The organism is Paenibacillus sp. NRS-1781, assembly GCF_050467745.1.
GTDB classification, from domain to species: domain Bacteria; phylum Bacillota; class Bacilli; order Paenibacillales; family Paenibacillaceae; genus Paenibacillus; species Paenibacillus terrae_A.
This window is the reverse complement of sequence record NZ_JBITPI010000033.1, coordinates 58,677-82,350: the sequence shown is the minus strand read 5'-3', so window position 1 is coordinate 82,350 and position 23,674 is coordinate 58,677. Positions and strand designations below refer to the sequence as shown.

The window sequence follows — 23,674 nt, the reverse complement described above, 5'->3', positions numbered from 1 at the left end:
ATTTCACAAACCTGCGTTCGAACCCTGTCGTATTATATGTGTTCATGACTGGCTTTGTATTTGTCTGTGCTATATAGCATAGTAAAACCTAATGATAATACTAACATATCTTTAGGTAAGGAACCATACTTATTCCCGTTTCTTTCTGCTTTCTACCCAGGGGATGATGCGACGAACAAGCTATAATTCTACGGTACATTGTCTCATGGAAATGGAAAATGGGGTTGTGCAACACCGTTCATATTGTCCTCCGCCATGTCGTCCTACACAAAGCAGCAAGCTTCCCACTACACAGAAGCTTGCTGCTTATTTAGATTTTATGTTTATGTTGCTGTGTTTTTGTTTTAGCGAAGAGCCTCATTCAGATCACTGATCAGATCATCAATATCCTCCAGACCTACGGAGAAACGTAGCAGACCGTCCGTGATTCCACGCTCCAGACGTACACTATGCGGCATTGCAGCATGTGACATCATCGCCGGATACGACAAGATACTTTCCACAGCGCCCAGACTTACCGCCACAATCGGAATTTGTATGCGATTGAGTACCTCTTTTGCACGCTCACCGGAACCTACATCAAACGAGATCACCGCTCCGTATCCACTGGATTGGCTCTCATGTACGGCACGCCCCGGATGATTTTCCAGACCCGGATAGTATACCGCCTCAATGTCACTTCGCTCGTTCAGCCAATTGGCCAGCTTCGCTGCACTCTTTTCGCTGTGAGCCATACGCGCTTCCAGTGTCTTCATCCCGCGCATAAGCAACCACGACTCCTGTGGGGCCAATACGGTTCCAAGCCCATTTTGAAGCTGCTTGATTTGTCTGCCCAACGACTCCGTACGTGCTACCGCAAGACCTGCCAATACATCGCTATGGCCGCCGAGAAATTTGGTTGCACTGTGCAACACGATATCGACACCCTGCTCAATTGGACGTTGATAATATGGCGTCATAAAGGTGTTATCCAGCAGTGTCAGCAGTCCTTTATCCTGTGCCCAAGCTGTTACCCCTGCCACATCGGTGATTTTGAGGGTTGGATTGGACGGAGTCTCCATGTACACTGCCTTCGTATTTTCCTGCAATGCTTCTTTCACAAGGCTGATGTCTGTCATATCGACGAAGGTGGTTTCAATATTCATCCGTTTTAAAATCGAAGTCAGCAGACGGTAGGTCCCCCCATATACATCCTCCGAAACAATGACATGATCCCCTGCGGACAACAGCATAAACGTACTGGATATTGCCGCCATGCCTGATGCAAAGGCAAACCCTCTGGCCCCGCCTTCCAGTAAGGCGATATAGTCCTCCAAAGCTTGCCGTGTCGGGTTGCCGGAACGGCTGTAGTCATGCAGCGGAGGATTGAAAATATCGTGATGGTGAAAGGTGGACGCCTGATAAATCGGTACGCTCGATGCACCCGTAACACTATCGATTTCAGAGCCAAAATGTAGCAGCTTGGTAGCGAATTTCCGTTCTTTTTCCGACTCTTGCCCGATTTTCCGTACGTCCTCAATCATTGCTGTTGTCCTCCTTCAATTTCCTGGCGCGCCGCCTCCAACGCTGAATGCAAATCTTCAATTAAATCATCCGTATGCTCAATGCCGACGGAGAAGCGCAGCAACCGATCATCTACTCCCACTGCATCCCGAATCTCAGCCGGTATATCAGCATGTGTCTGTACAGCAGGATAAGTCATTAACGATTCCACACCGCCCAGACTTTCTGCAAAAGCAATAAGCTTAATGTTTCGAAGCAAGGGCTCCACATAACGGGCATCTTTTACTTTAAAAGAGAAAATACCTGTGTTGCCGCTGGATTGTTTGTTTTGAATCTCACGCCCTGGATGACCCTCAAGTCCCGGATAAAACACCTCAGCCACCGCCGGATGCGTCAGCAGATAATTGGCCAGCACCGTCGCATTGTGCTCATGCCGATCCATACGCAGCGCCAATGTTTTCATGCCCTTCATCAACTGGTAGCTATCGCTCGGAGAAAGTACAGCACCAATGGAATTGTGCAGGAAGGAAATTTCGGCTGATAGCTCCTTACCCTTGGTTACGATCAAGCCTGCCAGCACATCATTGTGTCCGCCCAGATACTTGGTTGCGCTATGTACCACAATATCGGCACCCAGCTCCAAAGGACGCTGGAAATACGGTGTTAACAGCGTATTATCTACAATGGTAAGCAGCTGACGTTGTGACGCCCATTCGGCTACAGCCCGAATATCCGTAATCATCATTAATGGATTCGTAGGCGTTTCAATGAATACCGCTTTGGTATTCGGTCGACATGACTGCTCGATGGCTTCAAGATCGTTCGTATCCACATAACTCGCCGTCACGCCGAATCTGGATAAAATACGTTCCAGCAAACGATACGTGCCTCCATACAGATCCAGCGATACAATCAGATGATCCCCTTGTCCAAACAGGGCAAATACCGTTTGCAGCGCCGCCATACCTGAACTGCATGCAAAGCCTGCATCACCGGATTCCAGTGTAGCGGACGCCTCCTCCAGCACCTTGCGTGTCGGATTGATCGTCCGAATGTAATCAAATCCTGTGCTTTGACCCAAACGGGGATGGCGAAACGCCGTAGATTGATAAATCGGAAAATTCACCGCTCCGGTTACCGGCTCTTCGATTGAACCAATTTGTGCTAATCTGCTTTCGATTTTCCACTGTTTCTCACTCATATGAATCCTCCTGTTCATTTCCACAATAGGTGCATAACATATGCCGCAAAATTGGATTATCATATCTATACTGCTGCGCTGCTGCAAGGTGGTACTGCGTAGATATAAACGTTAAGCCCCATTTTAAATCTGGGGCCCGATATCAAAAGGAGTTTCTTGGTATACATAGTAGTTGAGCCAATTTGAAAATAATAAATTGGCATGCGCACGCCAGGTTGAGGGCGGTGTACGCTCAGGGTCATTGTTGGGAAAATAATTTTTCGGTACTTCAATATCCATCCCTTTGGCGACATCACGATCATATTCCCATTTCAGAGAAAGTGGATCGTATTCGGAATGTCCAGTCACAAAGATTTGTTTGCCATCACGCGTAGCTACCAAATACACTCCGGCTTCCTCAGATTCGGATAAAAGCTCCAGTTCGGCGATATGCTCGATATCTTCGCGCCGAACCTCTGTATGCCGGGAATGAGGTGCATAAAACATTTCATCAAAACCGCGTAGCAACTTCACTTTAGGTTTAATAACGCTATGTGAAAACACGCCAAAGCATTTGTAATCAAGTCCGTATTTAGGAACATCGAAATGATGGTACAGACCCGCCTGTGAGGCCCAACAGATATGCATGGTCGAAGTTACATTCGTTTTCGTCCATTCAAAAATTTGCCGGATTTCCTCCCAGTAGTTCACATCTTCAAACTCAAGCTGTTCAACGGGTGCTCCAGTAACAACCATACCGTCAAAGCGGCTGTTTCTGATCTCGTCAAAGGTTTTATAAAACATGTTCAAATATTCCTGCGATGTATTTTTAGATACATGTGACTTCATGTGCACCAGCGTAACGTCCACTTGAAGCGGAGTATTGCCGACCAGACGCAACAGTTGGGTTTCCGTTGTCTCTTTGGTAGGCATCAAATTCAAAATGGCGATACGCAACGGACGAATATCCTGATGATAAGCAAGGCTTTCATCCATTACGAAAATATTTTCGCCCTCCAGCACTTCCTTGGCAGGTAGTGTATCCGGAATTTTAATCGGCATGTAAATTCACTCCTTGTTCGGTGAAGTTTTTTGCGAAAATCGTCATGTTGAGATGCCGGGCATATAATAAAAAGACCTTCCTCGGTTACGAGAAAGGTCATATTTGTATCCATATGCGCCTCTCTCATCTGTCAGGGCATCGCTCTTTGTAAAAAGCGCGCGTCCTGCAAGAATTAGCACCGTGCGATTAAAATCGCCGGTTGCCGGGTATCATCGGGCTAGTCCCTCCACCTGCTCTTGATAAGATTTCGCTATATTCAATTTGGGTTCATAAAAAGTTCTTGTTGTTCACTTTAATGCATCCGATGGGCTTCGTCAAGATGAGACTTGTAATTTTTCACCCCTGCATTCACACTTCGTCTAATATTTCCATATGTTAAATCATACATTACCCTATCGTCGAAGCTCTTGTCACTCGTGTTGTTTAGCCCATGATTTTGCGCTTGAAAGGCTGTAGGCCGAGCGTTATACTATACAAGTGCTATAGGCGAAAATTTAAAGCAGTGGTGCAGATTTAGAGTGCTTTCTGCGATCCTGTGGCAACCTAAAAAAGAACATGTGTGAGGTGAATCCGGAATGGAAGGCGACCCGAGTCCGAATAGGCGGCGATCCCTGAACAACAGCATAGGAATGACTTCAGCTTGCCGAAAGACGGGACGCCAGGCTCTGCATGCTCCAAAAGCCTCTTGCTTTTGATGGGGATCCGCTTAACCGCTCCGGCTAACTGGCTAACTGAGTCATTCCTTATGCTTTTAGGTACACGTATTTTCCGTTACGACGGAGCATAAGGAGTGACATATATGAAAATCCGTTTGGTAAACAACGGGGTTTTTACCCCTGTCGAAGAAATTGAAATGGCGCTTACTCCGCCAACAGAAGGCTTTTATTGGATTGATGCCGATGTTGATGATCTGGCAGTGCTCCAGCCTTTGTTCTCCATGCATGATCTCGCGGTAGAGGACTGTTTGAGTGAAGAAGAGCAGCGTCCGAAGATTGAAATTTACGAAAGCCATTATTTTATCGTTGTAAACAGTATTCGTTTTGATGATGAAGAAATATTTTTACGTGCTTTGAACATTTTCCTGGGCCGCCATTTTATCATTACGGTGACAAAGCAGAAAATCAATGAGCTACGCACCCTCAAGCCTATGCTATGGGAGCAGGAGGTCAGCCAGCCTGACCGTTTTATGTATCTGTTGATCGACTTGATCGTTGACAACTATTTTCTGGTTGGTGACCGGATTGAGGTTCGCATTGAAAAGCTGGAAGAAGACATTTTGATGCATACGAAAAAATCGCATTTGAATGAAATTATCGGCTTACGCAGTGAGATTCTGTGGCTAAAAAAAGTGCTTGGTCCACAAAAAGAAGTCATCAATACGTTGAACAAACGGGATTTACGACTGATTGACGATCAATTGCAAAAATATTTCAGCGATATTTATGAAAATGCCGTGAAAATTTCGGAGACTTTCGAAACTTACCGCGATCTAATGGGTAACCTTCGAGAAGCTTATCAATCCAGTATCGCTAACCGTGCGAATGAAATCATGCGCGTGTTTACAGCGATTACAACCGTGTTTATGCCGTTGACGGTGATTACCGGAATTTATGGTATGAACTTTGATAATATGCCTGAGCTTCATACACGTTATGGTTATTTTGTCGTCATTGGTATTATGGTGACGCTGGGTGTCAGCATGTTTTGTATTTTCCGCAAGAAGGATTGGGTTTGAAAAGAATCAGCGGTAGCCGTATCCTCACAGGATATAGCTGCCGCTTTTTTTGTGTGGTTATTTTTATATTTTCGCTATGTTATCCCGCATGTCGATTTGATGCTACCTGATGGCGAAAACGGATACGAATCAGACGCAGCCGCTCATAAACTTGATCCAGTCCCGTTTCCGCAGCCTGTTCCTCACCATATACCCGCAGCATGACGGGCTTGAGCAGCGTATCCCCCAGTTCTTCATACGCAGACCAGATCGCCATCTGCTCTTCTTCAGATACGTTCACTAATTCCTGACGGATCAGTTTTTCCATATCGATTCCATCTCGATCCAAATGCTCTACTGCTTCAATCATTTCTCTACGATGTAACCCCGCCTTCAGTCCAATATGCTCCAATGTAAGACCGTCTGAAATACCTTCAATAATGGTTTTTGTCAGACTGAATTTATTCAGTTCCTGCTTATATTGGTTCTCTTTTTGCTTGTAAAGCCATGATAAGAAAACTTCCTCATCCAGCGTCTCTGTTACCCAATTTAGCGGAAATGGCGTAGTCCGGTCATTTTGTGTCGTAATAGCCAGCAGCTCTGGCCCATATTGAGATATTTTACCCTGCCCCATCCCTGGTAGCTCCAGCAACTCCTCCTCGGTATGGGGAAGATATACGCTAATCAACCGGAGCAGACGATTGGTGGCAATAAAATAAGGTGCCTTTCGCTCGGCAGCCGCCTTTTGCCGCCTCCACATCGTCAATTGCTCATACACATCATCACGCGGAAACAAATCACTATAGCAATACAGCTTTTGTAATGTTTGTCCACGTCCTGTTGCTCCTGCCCCTTCCTGCTCATGAAAAACACCATGGATTAAGGGTCTGTAGCCCTCTGCCATCTTCAGCGCCAGCTCATGGCGGTATACATGCAGCAACTCCTGCCACAAGCTACCCTCGTACCAAAGATCATCTGTACTTTCATCCAAGCTGTGTTGTGTGCTCCATCCTGCACTCCATACCCCATCATGTTGTCCAATCCATACCTGGGCAAATAGCTCATGGCCCTGTTCATTCCGTTTGGACAAGCGGTTTAAAAATACGATTTCCATGCTTTTTTCCTCCATGCTTATAATTGGGTTACAGTCCGGTACAACGCCAAACGCAAAAAAGCACCTATCTCGCGTATTTGCAAGAAAGGTGCTTCCCTTTTTGAGCCGTACTATGCTGTTGCCTATATGATAACCGTACCTCGTATCGCCGTCAACCCGAAATTTTCATTTGTTCAGCTTTTCCTTTGCCAAGGCAAGAGCACCGCACAATCCGGCATTGTCTCCCAAGCCTGGGGCCACGATATATTGATCAATTTCTGTAGTCAGACTCGGATGCTGTACGTATCCGTGCAACAGTTTTTGAAGCTCGGCGCGAACGAGTGAGAACAGCTGCTCCTGCTTCATCACTCCACCGCCCATAATAATTTTTTGCGGTGAAAGAATCAATACATAGCTCATCAAAGCCTGTGCCAGATAATAAGCTTCCATCTCCCAAGCCGGGTGATCCACAGAAAGCTCATGTCCTTTGACCTTCCATCTTTTTTCAAGTGCAGGACCTGCTGCTAATCCTTCCACACAATCTCCGTGATAAGGACATGTCCCTTCATAAGTATCTTTTGGATGACGACGCACCAGGATGTGGCCCATTTCAGGATGTGACAATCCATGAATCAGCTTTCCACCGACCAAAGCACCCGCTCCGATACCTGTACCTATCGTAATATAGAGACAGCTATCCAGTCCCTTAGCCGTCCCCCAAATGGATTCGCCCAATGCTGCACCGTTCACATCCGTGTCAAATCCCATAGGTACGTCAAAATGCTCTTTCAGTTTGCCAATCAGGTTATAATTGCCCCAATGCGGCTTTGGCGTTGTTGTAATATAGCCATATGTATCACTGCCTTCGATAGGATCAATCGGCCCGAACGACCCTACGCCCAGCGCTTCAATACCCTTCCCTTCAAAAAATGCAACGACATTCGCCATCGTTTCTGCTGGCGTGGCTGTAGGAAAGCTCGCGCGTTCCAGCACCTCTCCCTGTTCGTTGCCAATTCCACATACAAATTTGGTACCACCTGCCTCAATTGCTCCCAATACTGTCATAGCTGCTGTTGTCCCCTCTCAGTCATGATCCGGTTCTCTCTACCCTATATTCGCCTGAAACGCGTCCAAGGTCAATCCCCTTAAAAGGACACTAACGCACAAAGCGCCAGCATCCTCATATGTGTAATGCGAGCTCCGGGTTGTACCTGTGAAGCCAAACTGGCTTCGTTATGATCCAGTTGCCACACCCATTAACGTACACAAGCTTTTCATTTCAAGCTCCTCAAACTTGTCTACAATTTGCACATGATCCAGTGTCAGCAGACAGCTGTCCAGTTCGCATGCTACAGGTACACCACAGTGAATTTCAGCCAACTTACGTGACAAATGCAGCATATCCAGATCACTCTCAATCTTTTTGCGCACCGCCGGCGTCAATTGATCCAGATTCTCCAGAATACCTTCAATGGAGTCATATTCCTGTACCAGCTTGAGTGCCGTCTTTTCACCAATGCCTCGTACTCCCGGGTAATTGTCGCTTGCATCCCCCATTAGGCCCTTGAGGTCCACGACTTGGCGAGGTTTGAGTCCTTTTTCAGACAGCAGCGTTTCCGGGGTATACACCATATAATTGCCGTGGCCTTTTTTCATGATAATGACCCGTGTCCGCTCATCCACCAATTGGAGTAAATCATGATCTCCGGAGAGAATCATTACATCCATGTCCTCAGTCTGCGTATAAAGGCGTGCCAGCGTACCGATACAATCATCCGCTTCAAAACCTGCCGCTCCAATGTTAGGAATGCCGAGGCTGTCCGTCACTTCACGGATCAATGTAAATTGAGGAATCAAATCATCTGGCGCGTCAGCCCGATTGCCCTTGTACGCAGCAAAATGTTCCCCGCGGAACGTCGTTCCTCCCATATCCCAGCAGCATACGACATGCGTCGGATTATAGGTTTGTACCGCATCCCAAAAATATCGAATAAAACCATATATGGCGTTCGTTGGCACTCCGGCCTTTGTACGCCTTATATAACCGTTTGCAGCAGTTGCATAATAAGCGCGGAATAACAGAGCCATGCCGTCAACCAGCATTATGGATTGTTCTTTACGTTGTGTCACAGATTGTATTGCTCCCATTCATGATATTATTATTTAACCCCAACAGTATAACATATCGCGGAGTCGAATTGGACGTTATTGAGCGCCCCATGCTTCCTCAAATGTTTCCACTTTGAAGCCTACCGTTACTTTGTTCCCGTCTGTTACAATCGGGCGCTTGATCAATCTTCCATTCGAGGATAAAAGCGAGATTTGCTCTTCACGGCTCATGTCTGCCAGCTTGTCCTTTAGCTTTAGCTCCTTATAAACCTCACCGCTCGTATTGAAAAACTTTTTCAGCTCCAGTCCACTTATGCTGATTAAATCAGCTAATTCCTCCGGGCCGGGAGGTTGTTCAAAAATAGGAATCAATTCCGTTTCATGTTCCTTGCTTTGCAGCCATTTCACTGCATTGCGGCAAGTGCTGCATTTGGAGTACTGGTATACTTTCAACTGGCTCATCGTTATGTTAACCCTCCATTTTGATTTCTTAACAGATCCTGCAACTGGGCCATATCGTCCGGCAATGGGGCGCAAAACGTCAACTGCTCTCCGGTCACAGGATGCACCAAGGACAGCTCTGAGGCATGCAATGCCTGTCGGGGCATCTGGGCATCCAGCTGATCATAACGCTCACGTTGCGCAGCGTCAGCAGGCGTATTTCGGTACATTTTATCTCCGATCAACGGACATCCGATAGAAGTCATGTGTACCCGGATTTGGTGCGTACGCCCGGATTCCAGCTTGATCCCGATGCGGCTCCCCTCATTCCAGGCTTCCTCCAGCTTATACAGTGTAAGGGCCGGATAACCATCAGGGGTCACCATGCGCAAATGTGGATCATCCGGATTACGGTCAATTGGCCCATCCACCCTGCCTGCCTGTGGGTCAGGGCAACCGTGCACCAGGGCAGTGTAACGCTTATCCACCGTTCCCATAATCATTTGCTCGGAAATATGCTGGTGTACATATGGATTTTTAGCCACCACAAGAACGCCAGTCGTCTCCTGATCCAGACGATGAACGGGGCGAAACCGGAATAGCTCACCTTTAGCCTGCCAATAATGCACAACCCCATTAGCCAGTGTTCCCGTGTAATGGCCGTGAGTCGGATGGACAATCATACCCGCCGCCTTGTTGACAACCAATACATGCTCATCCTCAAACAAAATGTCAAAAGGAATCGGTTCAGGCAAAATATCATCGGAACGCTCGCGCTCCATACGAATTTCCACCCGATCCCCGGACTGTACCTTAACACTGATATACACTCGTGCTCCGTTCAGCATAATACCTTGTTCCGTCAGCTTGAGTCTGGATATCAGCTTGCGTGAAACATTCATACGTTTTTGCAAAATGGTCTTCAACAGCATTCCCTCCTCCTCAGGAGGGATCGTATACACGATAGGTTCATAGTACAAGCTCATCACAAAATCCCGGTTGCCTCCTTATTTGCGGAACACTTTTTTGCTGCGCACATATTCGACATCCGGCACCCCTTGACGTACATTCGCGGTGCGGGCCACGACGAAGAAATAATCGGACAGACGGTTCAAATACCGACGTACCGCAGGATTGATCTCCGTATGCTTACCCAGTGTGACCGCACGACGTTCCGCTCGGCGGCAAACCGTACGGCAAACATGAAGTGCTGAGGACAACGTACTACCACCCGGAATAATAAAACGCTCGACCTTCGGATTTTCCTCCTGACATGCATCAATCCAGCCTTCAAGCCGCTCTGCCAGTTCATCCTTCACCTTGTATTTGCTTTCGTTGATTTTGACAAACGCCAAATCCGAGCCGCAATCAAACAGTTCCTGCTGTACTTCCTCCAATTGGACCCGAATATCTGCAAACTTTTCTCCTTCGGCAAAGCTGATCGCTTGTCCTACAAAGCTGTTCAGTTCGTCAATCGTACCGTATGCCTCCACACGGTCATCATCCTTGGCCACCCGACCGCCGATCACCGAGGTTTGTCCCTCATCACCTGTTCTTGTATAAATCCCCATGGTATCTCATCCCCTCTATCATTCCGTCAGTGCTTTTAATACCTTAATGGCTTCTTCCTTATTACTCGTACGCGGTGGCACGGTAGCAAATAATGTTTTGGAGTTATATTTTACATCCTTGAACATCTTCATCTGCTCCACCGGAATCCCGAACAAATGAGTTTCCTTGATCATATCTGTTCCTTTTTCCCCCTGCTCCTTCTCCTTAAATACGCCGCCCTCGAATACACCCCGAGCATACGTTTTCTTGTCAAAAGCATCGTCTAAGGGCAAATTCGAACCATTCTGTCCATACAACTTCATATCCTCTTCTGGCAAAATAAACAGATCGTTTTCCCCGGCCGCATATTCAACGACCAGTTTCTGCTGGTTATACAATGGGCTAACTGCAATCTCGATGGTTGGAGCCTGTTCGCCCAGTTTATCCTTAAGCTTTTGCGCCAACTCATCGCGAATAATTGAAGCATCCCCTTGCTTATCCATGATAAAAATGGTGAAACTGTCCTTGTCACGCCCCCCGCATCCCGCCAACAGCACGAGTGCCAGCATTCCGATGATCCATGGCGACAGCCTTTTCAGCCCTGCTCTCATATGTACGCCCCTCTCTTCCATGCCACTAATATATCATAAGTTGTGAACGCAAAAAAAGAAGGCCCTGCGGCCTTCTCTATACGTACGGCTTGGCTTCACACGGTTACACCTTGCATTCCGTACCGTACAGCTTCATGTATTCGTTAATTTTCAAATCGAGCTTGCAACTGATCTCAATGACAAGATCAGAGGTGAAGGACTTTTCTTCCTGAAACGTCCGCATCATCTCATTGCGCAGGAACAAAATTTCATCTTCCAGGGAAATGTCGTATCCTATTGAACTCGATGAATGATATCCAACATATGACATGAGCATTCCTCCTGCAATTGAAAAAATTGAACTTCCTGCTTTCGATTTTATATTATAGCATATAAATTTAGAAATAAAATACTTTTCTCTATGAAATACCCATAAAAATAATTTCAACCTTCTTTTTTTAATTTTTCTACAAATTGACCAATCCGATCCAATGCTTCCGTCAGTTGAGACACAGAGGTCGCATATGAGCAACGAAGGTATCCTTCGCCCCCCAAACCGAATACGTTCCCCGGCACCGCCGCAACCTTGGCCTCTGCCAAAAGACGCTGCGCAAATTCATCCGAGCTCAGCCCTGTGCTTTGAATACTTGGGAAAACATAAAAAGCCCCTCTCGGTTCGTGGCATTCCAGACCAATGTCCCGGAACCCCTCAACCATCAGACGGCGACGCTGATTATAAGCCTCCACCATGCGATCCTTCTCGCCCAAACCATTGCGTAGACCCTCAAGAGCCGCAACCTGACCCATCGAAGGCGCACACATCACGGTATACTGGTGGATTTTAAGCATAGCGGCAATTAAATCAGGGTGCCCGCATGTATATCCAATACGCCAGCCCGTCATGGCGAAGGCTTTGGAGAAACCGCTGACGAGAATGGTACGATCCATCATGCCTGGCATAGCCGCGAAGCTGACATGCTTCTCACCATAGTTCAATTCTGCATAAATTTCATCAGAAATGACGATCAAATCATGCTTTTCTACAACTTTCGCAATCGGAAGCCAGTCCTCATAGGTCATGGTCGCTCCGGTTGGATTGCTCGGATAGCATAAAATCAGCACTTTGGATTTAGGTGTGATTTTAGCCTCCAGCGCCTCTGCTGTCAGCTTGAATTCATCCTTGGCGAAGGTTTCAATCCCTACGGGAACACCGCCGCCAATCGAAGTGATCGGAGAATACGAAATGTAGCATGGCTCAGGAACGAGAATTTCGTCACCAGGTACAATTAACGCACGCAAAGCCAGATCAATCGCTTCACTGCCGCCCACCGTCACGATGATTTCACTTTTTGGATCATAGCGGACTGCAAATTGCTCATCCAGATATTCACTAATCGCCTCACGCAGTTCAGGCGTCCCTGCGTTGGAAGTATAGCTGGTAAAACCCCGCTCCAATGAATAGACGCAGGCTTCACGCATATGCCAAGGGGTTGTAAAATCCGGTTCGCCTACCCCCAGAGTAATAATATCCTTGTTGCCGCCCACCAGATCAAAAAACTTACGAATACCCGAGGATGGAATCTCGCGCACCAATGGAGACAAATACGAGCTCATGGCTTTGTTACTGTCAGTCAATGCTTCAGGTTTGATATTCATCATGATCTTCCTTTACGGCGAAATCATCAGACGATTATCTTCCTGATGATCTTCGAAGATAATTCCGTCCTGTTTGTATTTTTTGAGCGTAAAATTGGTCTTGGTAGACAGGACCGAATCAATAGGCGACAGCTTTTCCGACACAAAGTTCGCTACCTCGCGAAGATTGCGTCCTTCTACTTCCACTAACAAGTCGTATGCACCAGACATGAGATATACCGATTTAACTTGTGGATACAAATAAATCCGTTCAGCGATGCCTTCAAATCCTCTTCCCCGCTCCGGTGTAATTTGCACCTCAATTAAAGCAGTAACCTTTTCGTCGTCAACTTTATCCCAATTGACCACAGCGGCGTATTTGACGATCACATGTTGGTCTTCAAGCTCTTTAATCGCGGTACATACATCCTGTTCGGCAACTCCCAGCAAGGTAGCAAGCAGAGTAGGCGTCCTTCTTGCATCTTCTTTTAACAATTCCAGCACTTTTAATTTCAAATCATTCAGTTCTGTCATTCTACATAAGGCCTCCATCAAAAGAGATTACTATACATCATACAATACGTGCTTTAAACCTGCAAAGAAAAACCGCCCGCCCCGGTGAACCCGGTAGACGGACGGCTTGCTATGAGAATAGGCTTCAAAAGCGGATTGCCCCGTTTACATATAGTAAGGGTTGTTTTGGTGAGCAGGCTGGCCCTGTTGATGCATAGGCTGGCTATACACTCCCGCGGAGGACGATTTTTGCTGAATGAACTGCTGGCATTCCTGTTGGGTTTTTCGGGCTTCCTGAATCTGTTTGTCCAAATCGGTGCGCAGCGCTTTGGTCGTGGTGGAATACATGTTGTTTTGACTCATCAAACGGTACAAATCACCTTGCAGACGCAGTGTATCGCTCGTAAGGTCGGTGAAAAGCTGACGCACAGACGGACAATTGGATTCAGTTGTCGCCGTTGTATATTCTCCTACCGTGCGTTTCATATCGGCAAGTATGGTATAGAGCAAATCTTCTTCGGGCATAAATGACGTATTGTTCTGTGAAAACATCGTGATATTACCTCCTTGGTTGGTTAATCCATCGTTACTGCTGTGGTTGCATAGGGGCAATCTGCTGGTGCTGTTGAAGAGCATTTGAAAGCAGATTTAGGTGGTTCTCATGAGTTCTCGCGAATTGCAGACAAGCTTGCTGAATGGCAGGATGCTGAACGGATGCTGCCGTTGCCGCACATTGCTTGAGCAGCAGTTCTTCATTGGAAATGGAGTCCACGATGTACTCCAGTTCTTTGCCAGTCAAAGGTTGCATGTTCGTAGATTGCATGGTCTGTGCCTCCTTAAATGTTTTGTTGCACGCTGGTTAGCTTGTCCGTTTGGCGGAATTATATGTATATGTGGAGAAGAGCGGAGTTTATCGAAATTTGACGAATTAGTGAGGGGCGGTTCTGCTGATGAGGACGCTATGCGCTCCATTTGATCTTACGATCGCTGTTGCCACGGGATTCTTTGGATTGTATAAAACATTTAGAGGTAAGAATTCCATGGCAAAGGCGAACGCTGTCGCTTCTTCAGATTCAAATGGATCGCTTCGCTGCTTCGACGGGAATTGCCCCCTAAGGCGCCAAGATTTCGACAAAACTCCCCTTGGGTGGAAAGTGAAGGGTATTAGAATATGAGCTGTTTGATGGCTTCTCGGAACTACTGACAACCTTTAACGCCCTTTAGAACTAAAAGTGTGATTGAAAATACGATGTGTACCTGAATATTACTTATTGTTAATAAGGAGTGTTTTGTTATGGATTTGATTAGTGGGAATACGTATTGGCCTAGCACCCTGGAGCACAAACTGGATTTTCCTTCTTTAACAGAAGATTTGACTTGTGATGTGCTTATCGTCGGGGGTGGGATGGGTGGATCACTCTGTGCCCGACTGCTGGGAGAACGGCAGGTGGATACGGTGGTCATTGACAAGCGTAAGCTGGCGCACGGAAGTTCTTCGGCCAATACCGGATTGCTACAATATAGCAATGATAAGACGCTGACCTCTTTTATTAACACTTTTGGCGAAGCTATTGGGGTGCTGTTTTATCGGATGTGCAAGGATGCTCTGGATCAGTTGGAAAAGCTGGCCAGCACAGTGGACATCGACCCGTCCTTTATCCGGCGCAGCAGCCTATATTATGCGAGTACGCCGGAGGATGTGTCGGTGCTCCAAAACGAGTTCGAACAGCTAATCCGCTTTGGATTCCCAGTGGAATATTGGGATGAGCAACAGGTGGCTGCACGTTTTCCTTTTCGAAAACCGGCTGCGCTGTATACACATGAAGATGCAGAGGTAAATCCGTTTCGTTTTGCACAGGGACTCCTGCAATCTGCCAGCCATCTTGGTGTACACTTATATGAACATACCGAAGCAAAGCATTTTGAATTTGGCGACAACGAGGTTGTTTGTCATACCAGCGGTGGAACCATCCGGGCGAAAAAGGTTATTTTTGCGGCAGGCTATGAATCGCAGGAAATTAAAAAGGATCGCGGAGCCATACTGGAAAGCTCTTATGCGATTGCCACCAAGCCGGTTGGAGATTCAGCCATGTGGCATGAACAATGTCTAATCTGGGAAACCGCCCGTCCTTATTTGTATATACGCTCCACTACGGATGGACGCGTGATTATCGGGGGGTTGGATGAGCCTGTACTCGACCCGAGACAGCGTGAAGTCAGACTGCTGCACCAACAGAAAAAGCTGCTGCAAGCATTACAGGAGCATTTTCCCGATATACCATTCAAGATTGATTACGCGTGGGCAGCCGTCTTTGGCTCCTCCCATGATGGCTTACCGTTTATTGGCCCGCACCCGCGCTTTCCGAACTGCTACTTTTTGGAGGGCTACGGGGGAAACGGCACAGTCACCAGTATGATGGCTGCGCAGCTTTTGGCTGATGAACTGACGGGCACACATCGACCTGAGATAGAGCTTTTTTCACTAACGCGTACCACCAAGCCTTCACCCGAAATCACGGAGCCGCTGACTTAGTAAATCCAAAACCGAAAGAGCCTCCAATTCCCATTTTCGTGGGTTTAGAGGCTCTTTTTGAATATATATTGTAAGCTACTCGGTTTGCCTGTGCCAGCGTCGTGCCTTGGAATGAGACTTGCTCTGCTTCGTTGTTTGCTCCTTCTTTAGCACATTGCGCATAAAACCCCATCCCGCCACGGGCATTAACGCAAGCCCAATCAACAGCCAGATCATGGCTACAGGGGCCTTGCTTATACTCAACACACCCAGAAAGATAAGCATTCCGGACAATCGACCTACCATCAAACACAACTCGCGCAGTACGACCAGTTCCACCCTCTGATTAACATCCTCTTCACTCACGCCCATCAGGTCAAAGCTCGCAGAAATCATCGGGATTAAATATAACGGCAAAAACAAGGCGGTTCCGATGCCCATAATCAGCAGCGTGCTATATTGCATCCGCCACAGTAACGGCAAAAGCACAATCACCAGTAGCACAGCCCCCAACAGCATGCCAACCGAGCGATATTGTGGCTTGAGCCATTTTCCGGCAGCCCAAAAGCTAAAAAATGAAACTGCGGATGTAATAAGTGAAAACTGCGCCAGCTTCCACTCCTGCTGAGTAGCGACGTACACAAGCAGCGTAATCAGAAATGCAAAAACTCCTTCACGAATACCCTGTGTAACAAGCGACAACGACAATGGCCGCCACATACTTCCTTTTTGCGACAAACGTTGCTTGGACTCCAGCCAATTGTAACTTCCTGTCGTCTTACGCTTGTGTAGAAAGAAACTCAGCACTACCCCTATCACATAAAATGCCAGAGAGATACTAAATATCACACGGTATCCCGCATCATCCTCCATACGGGCAATAATCCAGCCGGACAGCAAGGGACCAACAATACCTGAAAACGAGCCCAGCAGACCGACCCAGCCATTAAAATGATCCCGGCTTCCCTGATCTGTGACTTCGAAAAAAATCACATTAAAAGCCAGCCAAAACAAACCCAATGCTGCACCCAATATCATCCCTAACGGCCATATGTAGTGTACAGCCTGCGATCCCGTATATAAAACCACCAGATAAAATAATCCAGACAATGCGGTCCCTACGCGCAGAGCATTCATTTTGTTATGCTCCTTGACCCATTTTCCAGCTACCCAAACCGTGATTCCCAGCGCAATTTGCTGGCTGACATTAAACCAGCCAATCATTGCGTAATCCTGCCTGCTTTTCCACAGATATACGTTAAGAAAAGTACCTGACAGAGCTGCCGCAAACACAAACAATCCATTCAGGCTTAGTAGCAGAATGGATTGTCCGTTCAGGTTTGATTTCAATGTCGTTCCCCCTAACCGAAAATCACCATTCAGCTCCTTTTATCTCAGCTTGCTTCAGAGCTTCTTCGGTTTAAGATGCCCGAGTTCAACTTGGGCTTATCCGGGGGAATACAATTTAATTGTTGGAAATACCACTCAGCTTCTGTAACAAACGCAATCGGTCATCCTCTGACAACGTCTGCTGAACATGGAAGCAGCTTGGACATACATATACATTTAAGACAAACGGCAAATCCAGAACAGGTCTGCCAAGCGCAGGAGACATCGACGGTACAAAGCCTTCTCCAGTCACGGTTTGCGAACCTGCATGCAGCATGTATTCACTGCATTGGGAACATTCTAGAACCTCATCTTGTCTGTCGAGTATTTGTTCAGCGCCTTGTTCATAAGCCATTAGATCCGCACCGCTTTCTTCGAATTTTTGCAGGGTATGCAGCACAGGCAGCTTGTGAAGCTCGTTGTCCTGCAACGATGGAGCGTCAGCCGGCTTTTCAACTACGACTTCATCCTCTGCATCATATAAAATATCCTGCTCATCCTCATCCCCAAGCTGAATGCTCAACGTACGATAGCCCTTTAGGTCTTCGTTTATAGGGGAAGGCGCTGCTTGACCCACAGAAGTCACGCCATCATGGCTGTGGTCATGTGCAGAATCAGACTCCGTTTCATCTTCATCATCGGTGATATCCGAATACCCTTTCAGGTCATTATGGCAATAAGGGCACTCTTCTTCAGGTCCCAATTCTTCATCCCAAATAATTTCCATGTTACACCATGGACAAATAGTCATTTCCAAGCTTCATCATCCTTCCGTTCCAAGCGTATACCAAGCTCTAGTATACAGGATGTGTCAAGTTACACTGGCACCAATCACATAAGATAACGATATCGAGATAATCATGGAGAACAAGCCGACAGCGCGGTTGTCCTCCTTAATTTCCTGATCGATTGAAAATACCGGTGTCAGAAACTCAAACAGAAAGTACGCCGCAAGCAGCAGTAAAAAGCCAACGAACGACCAAATCATCGTATCGTACACGCTGGATTTGGCCTCCATCGCAAAGCGGAGTACGTTGCAAATGCCAAACATTTTCCCGCCCGTAGCCATCGCTACCGAAATGTTGCCGCGTTTGATCTCTTCCCAGCATTTATACCGGGTTACCAGCTCAAAGCAAGACAAAAATACAATCAGCTCCAGCACCGCCACCGAGAAATAGCCCAGCATCATTCCTAACGGATGTGACAGCAATTCATCAATCGCCATCTTCACTTTGTCCCTCCCGTTCTACAAAGCGTTCCCGGCCGGAGCCGGTAACCCGTAGCTCATTCCAATTCAGCAACCGTCACGCCTGTGCCGCCTTCATTGTAATTCCCGATACGGTAGCTTTTCACATGCTTATGCTTGCGAAGGTACTCCTGAATACCGGTCCGAAGAACCCCTGTACCTTTGCCATGAATAATGTGTACCTGCCCCAGATTGGCCAGAAACGCTTCATCCATGAAGCGATCTACCTCCATCAGTGCTTCCTCTACGTTCGCACCACGCAGATCAAGCTCGTTTCGCACATGATCATCCCGTGTTCGCTTAATGCCGGTTACCGGTTTCTGGGCTCTAGGTGTAGTTGTTTGGGCGGGTTGCAGCAGCTCCAGATCGTCCAGACTGACCTTCATTTTCATGATGCCCAACTGCACCACGGCTTCCTTGCTGCCAGACAGTTCCACCACATGGCCTTTTTTATTCAGGCTGTGAACGGATACCTCATCACCCGCTACGATAGAGCGAGTACGTGTCGCCGCTGGGCGCTTGACTGCGCTTTTCTTACGCTGTTTCGGTTCCGCTTCATCCAGCTCTCTGCGGGCTGCAATCAGCCTATGCTCCTTAACGGAAGCTCCTTCTTCCTGAGCCAGCTTACGCAGATCAGCAATGATTATCTCCGCTTCACTGCGAGCTTTGTCCACGAGACTTCTCGCTTCGTCCGTAGCTTTCTCCAGCAAGCGCTCCCGCTGTGCTTCCAGCTTTTCCAGTTCATTCTGGTGACGGGTGCGCAGTTCTTCCATTTCACCGCGCAATTGTTCCGCCTTTTCCCGCTCTTGCTCGGCTGTCAGACGATTCTGTTCCAGTGACGCAATCATATGCTCTACGCGCTGATCTTCTTCCGTCACCTCACCACGGGCATAATCCAAAATACGGCCCGGCAATCCCAAGCGCTCAGCAATGGCAAAAGCGTTACTTCGACCGGGTACACCTACAAGAAGGCGGTATGTCGGGCTTAATGTAGCAACATCGAACTCCATGCTCGCATTAATGATTCCTTTGCGCTCATAGGCATAGGCCTTCAATTCACTGTAGTGAGTCGTCGCAACCATACGGCAACCCAAAGCATGCATATGCTCCAGAATGGATACAGCCAAAGCCGAGCCTTCCGCAGGATCGGTTCCTGCACCTACCTCATCAAGCAGCACAAGGCTTTTTGGCGTCATATTTTTCAGGATGCTGATAATGTTGGTCATATGACTGGAAAAGGTACTCAGGTTTTGCTCAATACTTTGCTCGTCACCAATATCTGCATAGATGGCATCAAATACGCATAGCTGGCTTTCGTCCTCTACAGGCACAAAAAGTCCAGACATCGCCATTAGACTAAGCAAGCCAATGGTTTTCAGCGTAACGGTTTTCCCCCCTGTATTCGGACCGGTTACAATAATGGAGGTATACGAATTGCCAAGCTCCACATCAATCGGAACGACCTGCTCCAACGGAATAAGAGGGTGTCTGCCTTTTTTCAGCTTCAAATAACCACGATCATTCATCAATGGCAAGGTTGCCTTCATCTCACGAGCAAGACGCGCTTTGGCAAAAATAAAATCAAGCGTCCCCAAAACATCTACATCATATAGCAGCATATCCGCTTGTTCTGCGACAAGTGCAGTCAGCTTTTGTAAAATTACTTCGATTTCGCGTTCTTCTCTCAACCGTGTTTCCCGCAGCTTGTTGTTCATGGCCACGATGGATTCTGGCTCGATAAACAGCGTTGCCCCAGACCCGGATTGATCATGCACAATTCCGCCAAAATAAGAACGATACTCGGCTTTAACCGGAATTACAAAACGGTCTCCACGGATCGTAATCAACTGATCCTGAAGCATTTTGGATACGGTGGAGGAACGAATCATGGAATCCAGCTTTTCCCGAATACGCACTTCACCCGAGCGCAGTTCTCTACGGATCTGTGAAAGCTCTGTACTGGCAGAATCCAGCACCTCTGCATTTTCGTCGATACAGCCTTTAATCGAGTTTTCCAGACCTCTCTGTTCTGAAAGCTGTTCACTCCAATACAGCAGTGTTTCCACTGGATTTTCCTCATGCAGACTTACCACGTACACCTGTACACGGCGTGCAGCCTGAACTGTTGTCCGAATGCCAAGCAGCTCTTGCGGACTCAGTGTTCCGCCGATACGTGCGCGCTTGACCGCTGGAGTAATATCCACAACTCCGTTAAAAGAGGGTACTCCTTTAAGTCGATCGGCAGCATAGGCCTCATCCGTGCCTTTCAACAATTTCTTGATATGTTCCAAATCATCGCTGGGCTGTAGCCGCTGGGCTGTCTGTTGACCAATCGCCGTTTGAGCATAGTGACTTAGTTTATTTAAAATTTTTTGATATTCTAGGGTTTTGAAAATTTTAGAGTCCAACTTCACTACTCCTTTCACTTATATCTATATTATAACGAAAGCCGCGCACTTACGCTATTTGCCAACTCCGTTTTACACATAAGAAAACCCTTTATGCCATACAATAACCTTTGTATAACCCTGTACATTCAAAAAACAAAGGAGGTTATTCCGTGAGCATTCTCGGGCACATTGTGCGTTTCATCGTTGCCGCTTTGGTTCTGATGGTCGTAAGCTGGATCGTTCCCGGCTTTAGTGTAGGCGGCTTTTGGAGCGCGCTGCTCCTTGCCATTGTCATTGCCTTGATCGGTTACATCATTGAGGCTATGTTTGGCCGACGCGTTTCACCATTCGGACGCGGTATCGTAGGCTTCCTGGTGAGCGCTCTGGTTATCTGGATGGCTCAATATATCGTAACCAGTGTCAGTGTTTCCTTTTTGGGCGCATTGCTCGCTGCATTGGTTATCGGGATTATCGACCTGTTCATTCCGGTATCTACACCGTTTGAAGCTGGCCGCAAGAGCGAGAAATAATTCAGGGTCACATTCCCGACAAGGCTGTTCCACAGCAGATTTCTCCTGCCGCTGGACAGCCTTTTGTCATCCAAGAGCCGAATAGGATACAGCATACAAATAATCCCCGGCGATAAGCAGCCGGGGATTGCATTGCATTTATTATCCGTATCTACTGATCCTGTTCGATTAATTCAATCCACTCATTGTACTCGGATTGAAGCTTTGTATATTCCTCTTGCAGTTGACGTAATTCCGTTGATATTTTCTCCGTATTTTCCCGATCGACATCCTGTTGAACCTGCAAAAGACGAAGCTGATGAGCCGCCAGCTCATACTTCTGACCGACTTCCTCCAGCTCGGATTGTAAAACCATCCGTTCCTGAACTACAGATTGCTGTTCAGCCTTCGCCATCTCGGCAGCTTCAACCGCCAAACGAATTTCCTCTTGAAGCTGTTCCTTTTGCTCAACAGTAACGGCTATTTCTCGTTCCCATGAGGCAAATTCTTTCTTACGGGCAGCATCCTCGGCCTCCAAACGTTCCGATTCGGCCTTCAACTGCTCGTATTTAAGCTGCCATTCCAGTGATTCCTCTTCGGCGCGCTCCAGTTCCTTCCGCCGTTCGCTATCCTCACGTTGGAGCTGCTTGATATTCTGTCCCAGTTGCTCTGCCCGGCTCTTCATGCTTCCATACTGCTCCTGAAGCGTTTTGTAAGCCTTTGCCCCCTCTTGCTCACGCAGGATTGCCTTCTCCAGCTCGTTCTGAGCGCGAATCAGCTCAGGTGAAAGCTCCTTGATTCTCGCTTCCAACTGCAACAGACGTTGCTGTTGTGCAGCAAACTTATGGTTTACAACTTCAGCCTCAGCCACGGCATGCTGTAGTTTCTCCTGTACAGTATCCTTCCGTTCACGTACTTCCAATATCGAAAGCTCCAGCTCATCTACTGCGAGCTGGCGTTCCTCAGCAAGCTTCTTCCAAGATTTCTCGCTTTCGGCCAGTGTGGCCAGCTCACTTTGCAGTTTACGGGAGGACACATGCGCCTGCTCCAGCAACTTCTGCATCCGTCGCTGTTCTTCCTCCAACTTGGCCGCTTGCTGCTGCGTTGCCTTGGCTTCCGCTACCAATTCATCGTAACGGCTTTGCAGTTCTTCACGCGCAAGCGTATCCGCCTGCTCCCGTTCTGTCGCAGCCTGTCGCTGCGTTTCCAGTATAGACTCCAGCTCGGACTGCTGTTGCTTCAATGCTGCAACCTGCTCTTGCGCCTCTCCCAGACGGGAAGACAGCTCTGTACTGCCTGCTTGTACCTGCTCCAATTGCTCTTGAAGCTCCTCGATCCGAATTTCCTGCTCCAGTGCAGCTTCCTCGGCCCATTTCTCCGCTTCCTGATGTTGGAGCTTTTCTTCATTCAACGCCAGTTCCGCCTGTTTACGCTCCTGCTCCAACTGCTCGTTTAGCCCGGACCACTTGCCCTGCCATTCGGTGACCTTCCGGCTATGCTCCTGCTGCAAAGCAGAACGCAGCTTGTCCAGCTCTGTACGCTGACGCTCCTGATGAGTCTTTTCCGCAGCCGACAGCTTGGCTTCCGCCTGCTTGACCGATTCGGCCAGCTCCTTCTTGGTTTGCTCCTCCATCTGGCGGATACGGGCATTTGCCGCCTCCTGCTGCTCTTTCAGCTTACGAGAAGCTTCCTGACGGGACTCCTCCAATTGACGTTCAGCCTGCTTTTGTCCATTTTCGAGTTCTGCCGCTATTTTCCGCTGCTGTTCCAGCTTCGCCTTTAATTCGGCAATTTCCCTGGCTGATACGGATTCGTTCTCCTTCCATTTTTTCAGAACCGTTTCCTTCTCTTCCTTCAATTGGGCAAAAGACTGCTGCATATCCGTATTTTTTTGTTGCTGTTCTCCAAGAGCCGTCTGGAGTTGAGCCAGTTCGCCCCGAAGCTCCGCCCGCTCCCCGGCCAACCGGTTCATATGGCTCTGAATTTCCTGAATTTGTACAGCTTCTTCTGCCATATGAACCGCAGCCAGTACGGCAATTCGGGGCATATCAAGACGCGAATGAGCCTGAGAAATGCTATGCATGCGTTCATCCACGTAATTGGCAACCTGCTTCATATAATCGGTATTACTGCCGACGAGTTTATAAGAAGTACCGTAGATCTCTACAGTGACGCGAGTACGATCTGGTGTAGTCACAATTAAGCCCTCCTTCAATACTACTGTATGTTGATTCTA

At 47.6% G+C, this 23,674-nt stretch carries 23 protein-coding genes and 1 riboswitch; of the genes, 3 read left to right on the top strand and 20 right to left on the bottom strand.

The genetic code is table 11. From position 1 onward, the window contains the following. Positions 1-344: 344 nt before the first annotated feature. The 3 genes from ACIFO6_RS12565 to metA form a co-directional block, all read right to left on the bottom strand. Positions 345-1,523: a trans-sulfuration enzyme family protein gene (locus ACIFO6_RS12565; RefSeq protein WP_430040972.1), complete on the bottom strand. Its 1,179-nt coding sequence runs from the start codon at positions 1,521-1,523 to the stop codon at positions 345-347. After that, positions 1,520-2,704 (bottom strand): PLP-dependent transferase, encoded by a 1,185-nt coding sequence (locus ACIFO6_RS12560; protein ID WP_430040971.1) that lies wholly within the window; start codon positions 2,702-2,704, stop codon positions 1,520-1,522. Before ACIFO6_RS12560 ends, ACIFO6_RS12565 begins: the two co-directional genes overlap by 4 nt. A gap of 123 nt (positions 2,705-2,827) precedes the next feature. Further along, positions 2,828-3,745 carry a homoserine O-acetyltransferase MetA gene (gene metA, locus ACIFO6_RS12555; protein WP_430040970.1) on the bottom strand — a complete coding sequence of 306 codons (918 nt, stop codon included), beginning with the start codon at positions 3,743-3,745 and terminating at the stop codon, positions 2,828-2,830. Positions 3,746-3,866: 121 nt separating this feature from the next. Next, positions 3,867-3,992, bottom strand: a riboswitch (SAM riboswitch). 553 nt (positions 3,993-4,545) lie between these two features. Between metA and corA the strand changes: the two genes are divergently transcribed. Continuing rightward, positions 4,546-5,481 carry a magnesium/cobalt transporter CorA gene (gene corA, locus ACIFO6_RS12550; RefSeq protein ID WP_430040969.1) on the top strand — a complete coding sequence of 312 codons (936 nt, stop codon included), beginning with the start codon at positions 4,546-4,548 and terminating at the stop codon, positions 5,479-5,481. Between the two features lie 79 nt (positions 5,482-5,560). On the opposite strand, the gene ACIFO6_RS12545 is transcribed toward corA, so the two are convergent. The 12 genes from ACIFO6_RS12545 to ACIFO6_RS12490 all read right to left on the bottom strand — a co-directional run bounded on the left by ACIFO6_RS12545 (position 5,561) and on the right by ACIFO6_RS12490 (position 14,215). Then, the gene (locus tag ACIFO6_RS12545) at positions 5,561-6,574 is read right to left on the bottom strand and encodes an HRDC domain-containing protein (RefSeq protein WP_430040968.1); all 1,014 of its coding nucleotides are present in this window, start codon (positions 6,572-6,574) and stop codon (positions 5,561-5,563) included. A 165-nt stretch (positions 6,575-6,739) separates the two neighbouring features. Then, a complete protein-coding gene (locus ACIFO6_RS12540) occupies positions 6,740-7,618 on the bottom strand; it encodes an ROK family protein (RefSeq protein WP_430040967.1) in 879 nt (292 codons plus the stop codon). A 168-nt stretch (positions 7,619-7,786) separates the two neighbouring features. Then, entirely contained in the window at positions 7,787-8,683 is an 897-nt protein-coding gene (locus ACIFO6_RS12535; RefSeq protein ID WP_283655235.1) for a 5'-3' exonuclease, read from the bottom strand. Between the two features lie 75 nt (positions 8,684-8,758). After that, the gene (locus tag ACIFO6_RS12530; protein ID WP_430040966.1) at positions 8,759-9,124 is read right to left on the bottom strand and encodes an arsenate reductase family protein; all 366 of its coding nucleotides are present in this window, start codon (positions 9,122-9,124) and stop codon (positions 8,759-8,761) included. Between the two features lie 2 nt (positions 9,125-9,126). Next, positions 9,127-10,089 carry an RluA family pseudouridine synthase gene (locus ACIFO6_RS12525; protein ID WP_430041037.1) on the bottom strand — a complete coding sequence of 321 codons (963 nt, stop codon included), beginning with the start codon at positions 10,087-10,089 and terminating at the stop codon, positions 9,127-9,129. Positions 10,090-10,110: 21 nt separating this feature from the next. Beyond that, a complete protein-coding gene (locus ACIFO6_RS12520) occupies positions 10,111-10,674 on the bottom strand; it encodes a cob(I)yrinic acid a,c-diamide adenosyltransferase (RefSeq protein WP_430040965.1) in 564 nt (187 codons plus the stop codon). 18 nt (positions 10,675-10,692) lie between these two features. Beyond that, the gene (locus ACIFO6_RS12515) at positions 10,693-11,265 is read right to left on the bottom strand and encodes a hypothetical protein (protein ID WP_044646648.1); all 573 of its coding nucleotides are present in this window, start codon (positions 11,263-11,265) and stop codon (positions 10,693-10,695) included. Between the two features lie 103 nt (positions 11,266-11,368). Continuing rightward, entirely contained in the window at positions 11,369-11,575 is a 207-nt protein-coding gene (locus ACIFO6_RS12510; protein WP_430040964.1) for an aspartyl-phosphate phosphatase Spo0E family protein, read from the bottom strand. A gap of 113 nt (positions 11,576-11,688) precedes the next feature. After that, positions 11,689-12,900 carry an aminotransferase class I/II-fold pyridoxal phosphate-dependent enzyme gene (locus ACIFO6_RS12505; protein WP_430040963.1) on the bottom strand — a complete coding sequence of 404 codons (1,212 nt, stop codon included), beginning with the start codon at positions 12,898-12,900 and terminating at the stop codon, positions 11,689-11,691. A gap of 12 nt (positions 12,901-12,912) precedes the next feature. Continuing rightward, positions 12,913-13,413 carry an Lrp/AsnC family transcriptional regulator gene (locus tag ACIFO6_RS12500; protein ID WP_014280586.1) on the bottom strand — a complete coding sequence of 167 codons (501 nt, stop codon included), beginning with the start codon at positions 13,411-13,413 and terminating at the stop codon, positions 12,913-12,915. Between the two features lie 144 nt (positions 13,414-13,557). Next, entirely contained in the window at positions 13,558-13,944 is a 387-nt protein-coding gene (locus ACIFO6_RS12495) for a spore coat protein (RefSeq protein ID WP_430040962.1), read from the bottom strand. Positions 13,945-13,978: 34 nt separating this feature from the next. Then, a complete protein-coding gene (locus tag ACIFO6_RS12490) occupies positions 13,979-14,215 on the bottom strand; it encodes a hypothetical protein (protein WP_430040961.1) in 237 nt (78 codons plus the stop codon). Between the two features lie 471 nt (positions 14,216-14,686). On the opposite strand from ACIFO6_RS12490, the gene ACIFO6_RS12485 reads away from it, so the two are divergent. Further along, positions 14,687-15,925 carry an NAD(P)/FAD-dependent oxidoreductase gene (locus ACIFO6_RS12485; RefSeq protein WP_430040960.1) on the top strand — a complete coding sequence of 413 codons (1,239 nt, stop codon included), beginning with the start codon at positions 14,687-14,689 and terminating at the stop codon, positions 15,923-15,925. 75 nt (positions 15,926-16,000) lie between these two features. On the opposite strand, the gene ACIFO6_RS12480 is transcribed toward ACIFO6_RS12485, so the two are convergent. The 4 genes from ACIFO6_RS12480 to ACIFO6_RS12465 form a co-directional block, all read right to left on the bottom strand. Further along, positions 16,001-17,254, bottom strand: a complete 1,254-nt coding sequence (locus ACIFO6_RS12480) for an MFS transporter (protein WP_430040959.1) — start codon at positions 17,252-17,254, stop codon at positions 16,001-16,003. 115 nt (positions 17,255-17,369) lie between these two features. After that, positions 17,370-18,050, bottom strand: a complete 681-nt coding sequence (locus ACIFO6_RS12475; RefSeq protein WP_430040958.1) for a hypothetical protein — start codon at positions 18,048-18,050, stop codon at positions 17,370-17,372. A gap of 54 nt (positions 18,051-18,104) precedes the next feature. Then, the gene (locus tag ACIFO6_RS12470) at positions 18,105-18,518 is read right to left on the bottom strand and encodes a DUF350 domain-containing protein (RefSeq protein WP_007429540.1); all 414 of its coding nucleotides are present in this window, start codon (positions 18,516-18,518) and stop codon (positions 18,105-18,107) included. Positions 18,519-18,577: 59 nt separating this feature from the next. Then, positions 18,578-20,947, bottom strand: coding sequence for an endonuclease MutS2 (locus ACIFO6_RS12465; protein ID WP_430040957.1), 2,370 nt, complete (start codon positions 20,945-20,947; stop codon positions 18,578-18,580). 152 nt (positions 20,948-21,099) lie between these two features. On the opposite strand from ACIFO6_RS12465, the gene ACIFO6_RS12460 reads away from it, so the two are divergent. Then, complete coding sequence (locus ACIFO6_RS12460) at positions 21,100-21,459, top strand: phage holin family protein (protein ID WP_430040956.1); 360 nt, start codon at positions 21,100-21,102, stop codon at positions 21,457-21,459. A gap of 151 nt (positions 21,460-21,610) precedes the next feature. Here ACIFO6_RS12460 and zapA read toward each other — a convergent pair whose 3' ends face one another. After that, complete coding sequence (gene zapA, locus ACIFO6_RS12455) at positions 21,611-23,635, bottom strand: cell division protein ZapA (protein ID WP_430040955.1); 2,025 nt, start codon at positions 23,633-23,635, stop codon at positions 21,611-21,613. Positions 23,636-23,674: the final 39 nt, after the last annotated feature.